At 52.0% G+C, this 9597-nt stretch carries 6 protein-coding genes; 3 read left to right on the top strand and 3 right to left on the bottom strand.

Annotated elements, in window-relative coordinates; translation table 11 throughout:
- Nucleotides 1-221 precede the first annotated feature (221 nt).
- The 3 genes from KF784_18480 to KF784_18490 all read right to left on the bottom strand — a co-directional run bounded on the left by KF784_18480 (nt 222) and on the right by KF784_18490 (nt 5454).
- A complete protein-coding gene (locus KF784_18480; protein MBX3121051.1) occupies nt 222-761 on the bottom strand; it encodes a hypothetical protein in 540 nt (179 codons plus the stop codon).
- Nucleotides 762-988: 227 nt separating this feature from the next.
- Nucleotides 989-2113: a hypothetical protein gene (locus tag KF784_18485; GenBank protein MBX3121052.1), complete on the bottom strand. Its 1125-nt coding sequence runs from the start codon at nt 2111-2113 to the stop codon at nt 989-991.
- Nucleotides 2114-2721: 608 nt separating this feature from the next.
- The gene (locus KF784_18490; GenBank protein MBX3121053.1) at nt 2722-5454 is read right to left on the bottom strand and encodes an alpha/beta fold hydrolase; all 2733 of its coding nucleotides are present in this window, start codon (nt 5452-5454) and stop codon (nt 2722-2724) included.
- 449 nt (nt 5455-5903) lie between these two features.
- Between KF784_18490 and KF784_18495 the strand changes: the two genes are divergently transcribed.
- The 3 genes from KF784_18495 to KF784_18505 all read left to right on the top strand — a co-directional run.
- A complete protein-coding gene (locus tag KF784_18495) occupies nt 5904-6596 on the top strand; it encodes a hypothetical protein (protein MBX3121054.1) in 693 nt (230 codons plus the stop codon).
- Nucleotides 6593-7681 (top strand): hypothetical protein, encoded by a 1089-nt coding sequence (locus KF784_18500; GenBank protein ID MBX3121055.1) that lies wholly within the window; start codon nt 6593-6595, stop codon nt 7679-7681. Before KF784_18495 ends, KF784_18500 begins: the two co-directional genes overlap by 4 nt.
- Nucleotides 7682-8063: 382 nt before the next feature.
- The coding region (locus tag KF784_18505; protein MBX3121056.1) for a recombinase family protein at nt 8064-9597 on the top strand (1534 nt) is incomplete at its 3' end.

Consider the following 9597-nt stretch of genomic DNA (forward strand, 5'->3'; position numbering starts at 1 on the left):
TCCAGGTTCAGGGCAGTCCTGGAGAGGATCAAAAGCAAAAGGTTGGTTGCTGGTCCAAAAATGGGGCTCTCGGTATGTTGCCGAGAGCCCCCTGTGTATTTCTAGATTGGCTCCCCATGCAGGACCAAAAAGGTCACTGGACCTGCGCGATCAGTATTTGCAATAACTAATGTTCCGCTAGGCGCAGGAAATGCCGAGTCGTACTAAAGGACTGGCTATTGTTAAGTGGTATCATCCCTGAAATTCTTCAGTGAGCCCGTGAACAGAAAATCAAGAACCGTCCCTCCGACAAGGATGTAAACTAAATGTTCCTTTGCGAAAGGCAATGAACACTTATCACACGTTAAGAATAAAAGCACTGCGATATAAACGAGGTTCAGAATAATGAAAAGCGGTCTTCCCTCCCCAAAATTTCCCTGGTCAATGGCATCGCACAAGATCCATAAAGTGAGAAAAATGATAGACCACATTGTGTACTCATAGCTTTGCTGCGTATCCTTAATTGTGTAACCGGCTATTGCCCACAACGACCACGCAATGATTGCTAATACAATTCCAAGGTCAAAAAATATAGATTTTCTGACTGTTTTCTGGAAGTAAACAGCATCATCCATCCACATCTTAATTCGGAAGAAGACAAAGAAAAGCAGAAAAGAAGCAAAGTCCCGAATCTGAAAGTGATCGATTTTAACAAGACCTACGAAGATAGCCCCTAAGGCTATGGAGAGAAACGCATTATTAAGTGCACTGCGCACTTTCACATTTCACCACAAGTAACTAATCTTACTAATGGGCACATGACGGTCTTGCCGCGATATGAATATGACATATTAATGGGCGCTCATTGATTTACACCTGAATTTCAAATTGTTGAAGACAATCTGATCCAGGTCAGAAAAGAATGAGAGCAAATTTAATTCCCAGTGTTACATTTCAACGTCTGGCGAAAATAGTTCTAGCATGCCCAGCGGACGGGATTAGGGGCGATTTATCCCTCTTTCGTTAGCGGAACGACTGCAGGGTTCATGGGTTGTGCCTGTGGGTCATAAGTTCCGATGGGAATGGCCCCTTTTCTGAACCTTTCAAGGCGACTAGTGATGCTATCTACGAACCACCTTTCTTGAGAGTATAAGTGCCTTTCAAGGAATTTCTCGCCTAAGCCGGCAAGCAACATAAACTCGAACCTCGATAGTTGCCCCTGACGTGTGCCAGATGCGAGGCGACTAAGGCGATCACTGTCATAGGGGCTTATGCATTGATCAATCTGGGCGAGCGATGTAAAGCCTAGTCTTAACAGGAGACGTACATACCAATCATATGAAAAATCAGACATTCTGCCATCTGATCCGAGACGACGATCGAGGTATGATTTCAGTGCGATAGGCGTGATTTCTACTGCGTCAAGTTGGCCGGCCTCGATCGAACGTTCCGCTCGTTGATTAAGATCCCGGTCTGCATCCTGAATGGCTTGGAACTCACGGTCTGCGATTTCAAGCAAACCTGCGAGGGCCATGAATCGCCGCCGAATGTCACGAGGAATAGCGGCAGATGACTTGTACTGAATATCATGTTCGATCTCTGCCCATGTGTGCTGCAAGATTGTTCGTAGTTGGACTTCGGTTTTGGCCTTGTTAAATTGCTGGTACTCTGGAAGAGCAATGCGTGCGTCACTGAAGGCTACGAGGTAGTGAACACTCTTGTAGCCGAAACGTTCTTCTTCAATAAGGGCCTCGCCTTTGTCAAACTGCTCGATAACCGAGAATTCAGATTTGAGCATGCTATCTATTGCTTCGATAGTACGAGGGAAGAACGTGATGATTCGAATGGCGGCGAGGTCTGTTATTTGTTGAAGTGGATCTGAATACATCGGTCGATTCGGATCCTGCTGGGATGGTTTTGACGCTTTTTTTCCGAAGCTCTTCGGGTCCTTCGCTCGCGCCTCTATAGAATGAACTCGTATGCTTCGACGTTTTAGCGCTTCTTCTGCTATGCGCTTGGTAGCGTTGGCCAACTGTTCGTAATAGCCAACTACACGGAGATATTCGCTGACAGCGCGCTGCTCATGCCGGGTGAAGTCGAATGGTTCCGGCTGCGTTTGGATCTCTTCGCCCATATTCCGATAAACCTACATGGAGCAATTCGGATCTACTGTTGCCGAGATAGATAGCGAGGCGCTCTTCCTCGGGAAAAATATCTTTCTCTTATCCTCTCTAGGGAATAATCGGCGGGGGGAGTCTATACTTTCGCCACAACATGGTCAAATCATACTAGGCTGACCTATAAAGGCTGTATCAGTATGTCTGGCCGACAGAGCCATCTACTATCTGGGATAGGGAACTGACTAGAAGGATGTTTCGTGAAGGCGATTGTGGGCGTCATAAGGGGGATGATGCCGCCTGATCCGGCGAAAGCCGGACAGGCGGAAAGGCCCCGTCTCAGTAACACGGGGGACTAGGGATACATAAGAAGGCGTTTGGTCGAGGTGCTGTCTCACTTGATTGATATGATCAAGTAAGATGATGATAAATCCGTTGGTTGCCCACGTCTGAATACTTCGCTCATGGCCGCAATGACTCTGTAAGAAATTGCTCGTCGTAACTTGCATAAATTTCGGTGCCAAACGCCAGAAATAATCTGCCAAGGCTTGGAAGTCCGTTTGCGCAATTCAGATCCCTTAAGAACCGTCTTCACAATTTTTATGAAAGCAACGGAAAGACACCCTTAAAGCCTAAGCCCACGCTCATCAAGAATTCTTAGCGCCTTGCGTAGATTTTCCTGTATTCGTGCCCATTCCAACGGGGCCCGCTCTTGCGTATACTCCTGCAGGGCCGCCCGGTAGGCTGTTACGGCCTCCTCCAGCCTCGTCGTGCCCGCCTCCCGTACCCCCAAGATGCTCAGTGCAATGGCGAGATTGTTCTGCGTTCCTGCCCAGTCCCAGGGAACCCGCTCTCGCGTACGCTCCTCCAGGGCCACCCGGTAGGCCGTTACGGCTTCCTTAAGCCGCGCGGTGCCCGTCTCCCGTTCCCCTAAGCTCCTTAGGACATTGGCGAGGTTGCTCTGCGTCCCTGCCCAGTCTAAGGGAACTCGCTCTCGCGTGGTTTCCTCTAAGGCCGCCCGGTAGGCTGTTACGGCCTCCTCCAGCCGCGCCGTTCCCGCCTCTCGCTCCCCCAAGATACTCAGTGCAATGGCAAGATTGTTCTGCGTTCCTGCCCAGTCTAATGGAACCCGCTCTCGCGTGCGTTCCTCCAGGGCCGCCCGGTAGGCTGTTACGGCCTCCTTTAGTCGCGCCGTGCCTGGCTCTCGTTCCCCCAACATACTCAGCGCAATGCCGAGATTGTTCTGTGTCATCGCCCAGCTCAAGGGTACGCGCTCTCGCCTATGCTCTTCCAGGGCCGCCCGGTAGGCTGTTACGGCCTCCTCCAGCCGCGCCGTTCCCGCCTCCCGCTGGCCCAAACTCTTAAGGGCATTGGCGAGATTGTTCTGTGTCATCGCCCATTCCAAGGGGACGCGCTCTCGCGTATGCTCTTCCAAGGCCGCTCGGTAGAGCGTTACGGCTTCCTCCAGTCGCGCCGTTCCTGCCGCCCGTTTTCCCAGAGTGCTTAGGCCACTGGCGAGTTTGTTTTGCGTTCGTGCCCAGTCCAAGGGAAAGCGCTCTCGCGTGTATACTTCCAAGACCGCCCGGTAGGCTGTTACGGCCTCCTCCAGCCGCGCCGTGCCTGCCTCTCGCTCCCCCAAATCGCTCAGCGCAGTACCGAGATTGCTCTGCGTGATCGCCCAGTCCAAGGGAAACGGCTCTCGGGTATATACTTCCAAGGCCGCCTGGTAGGCCGTTACGGCCTCCTTCAGCCGTGTTGTGCCCGCCTCCCGTTTTCCCCAAATGCATAGAACATTGGCGAGATTGTTCTGCGTTCGTGCCCACTCCAAAGGAACCCGCTCTCGCGTGTATACCTCCAAGGCCGCCCGGTAGGCCATTAGCGCCTCCTCGAGCCGCGCTGTGCCCGCCTCCCGTTGGCCCAAGATGCTCAGCGCAATACCGAGATTGTTCTGTGTCATCGCCCAGCTCAAGGGAGCCCGCTCTCGCGTGTATTCTTGCAACGTTTCGCGGAGGATTTGCACCGCTCTGCTCAATGATTTTGAGTCACCACTTTGCTCGCCGTATGTTGTAGCAGCCCTTCCAAAGATGAGTTTAGCTTGGGCAATTGCACTTGGAGTCCAATCACTCTGCGTGGGGATTCGTTCAAGTAAACTTTGCACGCGATCGAGAAAAGGTTTGAGACGCTCAGCCAGGTAGTTGCCCTTTTGTTCCTCGAACCTTGAATATTGAGAAGTGACTAATAGAAAAAGCAGTTCTTTAAGGTGATTCCAGAATACTTCCGGAAGCGACAGATCATCAGTAAAAGAGTACTTTGCCCCCTTTTGCATGGAGTCGCTCAGACTCAAGGTCGTCCAATATAGTTTGGGTATGGATCTCCCTTGAAGGGTTAAGACGTTGCCCCACAGGATGGCATGGGCACCAGATTCAGTTAAGTAGGATTTTGCGCGTATATGAGCATTCTTGATACTTTCGGGGGAGCCAGCATCAAATTCGATTGTGCGATCGAAGGCCAAGACACGAATTCCATCAAACTCCGTTAAGGATTCATAGATTAAGTTTTCCACGTTTCTCTGCTCATCGTTGAGCAAATGGGCGACGCCGATTGAGAACCGATATGGATCGGCTTTCGGTAGGCGGCGCCCTTGCTCGCGACCAGCCGCGTTGAGAATCTTATCCCTCGCCCATTCATATGGATCGCCTTCTCGGCTAAAAGGCTTTGCAATGTCTCCATGGACAAAGTCCATTGCATAAGGCGCATCATCGGCTCTAGTCTTCGCGTACAGTCGGTCCACGATATGGAACAATCCCCAAAGTCGCTTCTTCTCATAAGCGGCGTAGGATCTCGGAAAAGAGGCACTGGCGGCATCTCGTGCGCGTAGCAACGCTTCCCACTGATTATCAAGCGTCTGAAGAAACGTATTGCCGACGGCGGATCGCAAATCGTCGAATTGGGGATTAAAAGTGCCCCACGCTACGAACCTCGCGAGGGGAGAGCCTTGGGCAGGCGTAGATAGAAATAGAACGGCTCGCACTTGACGCAATGTTTTAATTGAATGCTCATTGTCCAAGTCTAGTAACATCCGCTTGGCAATCAACCCGCCCATACTATGGGCGATGAAATAAATCTCCTTATATCGATCATAGAATCCCCGGTCCTTAAACTGTTGCGACAAGCGTGTAGCTGTCTCTTCGATATTGGCTCCTCTTCCGAGAAAAGTGGTGGGATAGCTTACGACATAGACATCGAAGCCAGAGAAATCTGGATCTTCCGCTAGCAGGGCCGGCCAATATGCTCCACTTTTTTTATTGAACCAGGTGTCATGAGCATTGCCTGTTATCCCATGGATGAACACAATCAATTTCGCATGATGTTCCTCCCTGATAAATTTAGAGGTTTGTGGTGCATCGGGCCGTTTAAAGAATCGAAGAGGAAGCAAAAACACGAATGACCTCAATTTGTCGCGGTGTGATTGGCGAGAGGCTGCCCAGACTCCGTAAAGGGGCGATAATGGCCGAGGAAAAAAAGGGTGTCAACGGTCAGGTCATTAGTGTCTCTGAAATACTCCTCTTACACATGGTGATGAGAGCTCCGACAGTACATAGTTAAAAGGGTCGAACAGTCACCTTCGGCATGTCGATGGCAATGATTTCTTGCTTTCATCGTCGGCGGCTACGCGGGCGCATCCTGGGGGCAGGGGGGTGTCATCAGACTCTCCCCTTCTAGTTCCTACCGATTCAACAGGCTCCTAAACCGACTCCCCTAAACCCTGCTTGACCTAATATGTAACTATATGGTAACGATAAGCCCATGCATATACGGAAGGTTCATGAATCGTCGAAGCCACAGTTGGAGATGCCCGATATCGTGGGTCTGCCGCGCAATTGGGACATTCTCATCGAGTTTCTTCGTCAACGACGCTACACCTCAGGCGATGTCGAAGCCTGCATTGGCGTCTCTCGCAAGGTTTTGAAGGATTGGGATGGGGCGGGCATTTTGTCTCAGCTCTATCAGGGGCTCGGATCAGGCAGAGGGGATGAACGGTTCGGCAAATGGCGGCTTTTTTCCATTTTCGACATTTGGAACCTCGCTTTTTATAAGCGCCTCCGGGATGTAGGGATTGATATCGCGCGGTTGCGAGGCGTGAAAAAGGCGAACCCAAACGAAGTGTTCGAAGGAGGGGCGATTCAGTGGTGGTTCTATCAAGCCCTTCCCTCTTGGATCTATCGCCAGCCGTACTGGGTGCATAGCGACCTCGAAAAAGATATCGGTTATACCTCCATCGAGCGAAAAAACGCCGCGATTTATTTCGTTCGCATCGCCCACATCGAGTCGATGGGAGGGGATCTATTTATCACTGTGAACCTCGTTCCGCTCATGGATAGGGTCATGGCTTTGAACGGTCCTCTTCATCTGACTTTGGAGAAAACAAAGGGGATCATGGTGCAGGTTGAGGGGCAAGAGCTTCGGCTAGAACCTTTGCCGAAACCTGAAGAGACATGATTTCGGAACTGGGTACATACAAACTACTCCTGCACGGCATCGACACGGTGCAGTGTGCCTACTATCTGACGCCACCTGCCTCGAAGCATCTCGACTTCAGAGCCCTCGCGGTCATTAAAGAACAGCTTCGAATGAGTAAAAGCCGTGAACCTCGCGCAGTAACATTTGGAGATACCGAATTTTTCATCTATCCCTACGGCAGCAGCTCGGGCTACCCGTTCGTGCTGTCTAACGAAGATTTCAAAATTGAACTGGGAGAGTTTAACAACCCGTCCTGTTTCGTGACCTATCGAAGCCAAGCTTTGTGGCGACAACCAGCGTCAACGCTCCATAACAAGTTTGTGTCCTGGGCCACGTCGGTTGGCTGTGAAATGCAGCAGCCCGAAAGCCTTTCGCGGGTGGATTTCTGCTTCGACTATTCCCTAGCTGAGCGGGACTTTGACGCAGATTCCTTCGTGAGTCTGTCCGACAAAGATAGCCAACATCGAGAGAACGGCAACGTTCAGACTTTTACCTTGGGCAAGGGGGATGTGGTGCTCCGGGTCTACGATAAGATCGCGGAAATCCGGCAGCAAAGTGCCAAGGTCTGGTTTCACGAGTTGTGGGGCCAAGATGAGCATGTTTGGCGGATCGAATGGCAGGTCCGGAAGGCATTTCTGAAAGGGTTCTCGATTCGAACGTTTGTGGATCTGCAGGAGCGGCAAGGGGCCTTGCTGCACTTTTTATCTGAAAGCCACGATACGTTGAGGATTCGGACGGAGGACACAAATCGGTCGAGGTGGCCTCTGCATCCTCTGTGGATTGATCTCCAGCAGCGGATTGCTGCCCTGCACATGCTGGAAACCAAGCACCTTGACGGAAAAGAGCTGGTCCTCGATGAACGGCTCATGAGGCTCACGATCAGCATCTATGGTTACCTGAAGCGGATGGCGGCAGTCTCCTGCGTGAAACAGGAACACGAGATGATGACGGAAGAAGAGGCCTACCAGCTTCTTGGAGAGCGGCTGCATCGTCTGTTTGATCCATTGAGCTGGAAGGCCGATGTGCGCAAGCGCATGAAGGCCATTGAGTTGGGGGAATGGTGAAAAAGGCTGAGGTGCTTAAACTAGTTCACGGTCATGTGACGCATGTGTTGCTTGTGGCCCAAGCTTCATTGCCGTCAAGCCAGTTCCAGGCCTTTCGGACGGTGGTGCTTAATGAATTCGGGCGGAATGGGTTGGAAGGTGAGTTGGAGCGGTTAGAGTATCAGATAGGGTCTGAGGAACGGAACGGATTGGGCCGGAATACATGATGCACGAAAGGTGGTGGCCCATGCGTGTCCCATGAGATTCAACCAAATGAGGTAACAGTCCGTTTCGACCTTGAATTGACCGATGTGACCGATGCCGAGCTCGCATTGATTGAAGCGTCTCTCGGTGATCTGATTCAAGCGGTGGTATTGAACCAAGAGGAAGAGGGGGTGAGGTCATGATTGTAGCGCTCTATGCACGGGTCTCGACGAGCAAACAGGCGGACAAGGATCTGTCGATCCCTGACCAACTCAGCCAGATGCGGGCCTGGTGCCAGACTGGCGGCCATACGGTTGGTGCCGAATATGTCGAGTCGGGAGCCTCGGCTACAGATGACAGACGGCCAGTGTTTCAACGAATGATCACCGAAGCCTGCGTCAGCCCTTCTCCTTTTGAAGCCATTGTCGTGCATAGTCTCTCCCGGTTCTTCCGGGATTCACTCGAATTCGGTCTCTATGAACGGAAATTGAAGCGGTACCAGGTTCGTGTTCTGTCGATCACACAGCAGACCAGCGATGATCCTTCCGGCGAGATGATTCGGCGGATCTTCAGCGTGTTCGACGAGTACCAGAGTAAGGAGAACGGGAAACATACCTTGCGGGCTATGCGCGAGAACGCCAGGCAGGGCTTCTTTAACGGCTCGCGTCCTCCGGTCGGCTATCGAACGGTAGAAGTGCAGCTTCCCGGCAATAAGGGAAGGAAACGACAGTTGATCGTGGAGGAGAGCGAGGCGGTCGTGGTCAATCGGATTTTTCACTGGTACCTGCATGGAGAGCGAGGGCAAGAACTTGGCCTCTACGGAATAGCTGCCCGATTGAATGCGCAGGGCATCCTTATTCGGGGCCGTCAGTGGACGAAGGGGCGCATCTATGAGGTATTGACCAATCGCGCCTATATCGGGGAGCACTATTTCAATAAATATGAAAAGCGGGGCGGGGCTGTTCGGCGGATGAAGCCTCGGCAGGAGTGGGTGCCGGTCAAGGTCGATCCCACTGTGAGCCAGGAGCTGTTCTTGGCCGTGAAAGAGAAGTTGGAATCGCGCTCCCCTGAAAAGGTTCCGCCACGGGTTGTCAATTGCCCTACGCTTCTCACTGGGCTGCTCAAATGCGGGGCTTGTGGGGCCGGGATGACGCTCGCAACGGGCAAAGGTGGGAAGTATCGCTATTACAAGTGTTCAAGCCGGATTCTTAAAGGGAAGGACACCTGCACGAGCGAAAACCTTCCCACAGAGCTGGTTGATCGCCTGGTCCTCTCATCCTTGGCGGATCGAGTCTTTACGCCCTCACGAGTTCATACGATGTTGGAAGGGCTGAGGAAGCGTCTGAGCCGGTCGCAAACCGACCAGGATGGCAAGGTCAAGCAGCTGACCAGAGAATTGGAACGTGTGCAGCAGAGCAGCAATCAGCTGTATGAGGCTGTGGAGAAGGGTCTTCTCCCAATGGATTCGACGTTGACCGACCGAGCAAATAAACTGCAGGCGCAACGGCAGGCACTATTGACTGAAATAGCCGGGTTTCGAAGGCTCAAGCAAATGCCGCTGGATGCCTTGGGTGAGAGGAAGGTACATGCCTTCACCAAGATTCTACGAGAGCGATTGATTGAGAAGGATCGGGGTTTCAGCAAAAAGTATCTCAAGCTTCTCGTCGATGAGATCCGGTGTCTCGATAAACAGCTTGTGATGAAAGGGAGCTATGCGGCGCTTGCCAAGATGG

It is taken from the genome of Fimbriimonadaceae bacterium (assembly GCA_019638775.1).
Classification (GTDB): Bacteria; Armatimonadota; Fimbriimonadia; order Fimbriimonadales; family Fimbriimonadaceae; genus JAHBTD01.

Bases quoted from the DNA above. Each gene is read 5' to 3' on its own strand.
- KF784_18485 (MBX3121052.1), bottom strand. From the start codon at position 2,113: ATGGGCGAAGAGATCCAAACGCAGCCGGAACCATTCGACTTCACCCGG.
- KF784_18495 (MBX3121054.1), top strand. From the start codon at position 5,904: ATGCATATACGGAAGGTTCATGAATCGTCGAAGCCACAGTTGGAGATG.
- KF784_18500 (MBX3121055.1), top strand. From the start codon at position 6,593: ATGATTTCGGAACTGGGTACATACAAACTACTCCTGCACGGCATCGAC.